The sequence below is a fragment of the Micromonospora sp. URMC 105 genome, from assembly GCF_051386295.1.
Classification (GTDB): Bacteria; Actinomycetota; Actinomycetes; order Mycobacteriales; family Micromonosporaceae; genus Micromonospora.
In genome coordinates this window covers 1-623 of sequence record NZ_JBPQTL010000218.1, presented here as the reverse complement: position 1 = coordinate 623, position 623 = coordinate 1, and the positions used below count along the sequence as shown (strand labels likewise).

Here is a 623-nt window from a genome sequence, read left to right as displayed (position 1 = left end):
GTTCGCGGCTGCCGCCGCGCCCCACCCGGAGCCCCCCGGCACGCCGGCGGCTGCCGGTCTCCCCGCCGGGCCCACCCCGGCCGCCGACCGGTCCCCGGCGTTCACCGCCGGTGGCCCGGCGCTCGCGTCCGGCCCGGGTGTCACCGGCGGGTCCGCCGTGGGATCCACCCCGGGCGGGGCCGTTCCGACCACGGGTGGCGCCGCCGAGCCCGCTCCGCCGCGTCGGGTGCCGCCGCCGTCGGCGGTCATGCCCGACTCGGCGACCCCCGAGCCGCCCCGACCGGGCACGCAGACCCCCCACGCGCTGGACGCGGTCGCGGTACGCCGGGTTTGGCCCGAGGTGGTTGGCAAGGTCAACCGGACCAACAAGCGGATCGCGGCGTTGATGCGCGACGCCGTGGTCCGCGACCTCGACGGCGACACGCTGGTGGTGACGGTGAAGTCGTCGGTGCTGGCCAAGATGATGTCCGACCACGCGCAGGTGCTCACCGACGCGCTCTACGAAGAGTTGGGTGGGCGCTGGCAGATCCGCTGCGAGGTGGCCGGCGAGCGGGGCGGGGCGTCGCTCGCCGGCCCACGCGCCGCCGCTCCCGCCTCGGCCCAGTCGCTCGCGGCGTCGCCAC

The 623-nt window shown here is 78.2% G+C and carries 1 pseudogene; it reads left to right on the top strand.

Annotation, left to right across the window (positions count from 1 at the left end):
- Positions 1–247: 247 nt before the first annotated feature.
- Positions 248–623 (top strand): annotated as a pseudogene (locus tag ACSNN7_RS29025) (DNA polymerase III subunit gamma and tau); the annotation flags it as partial.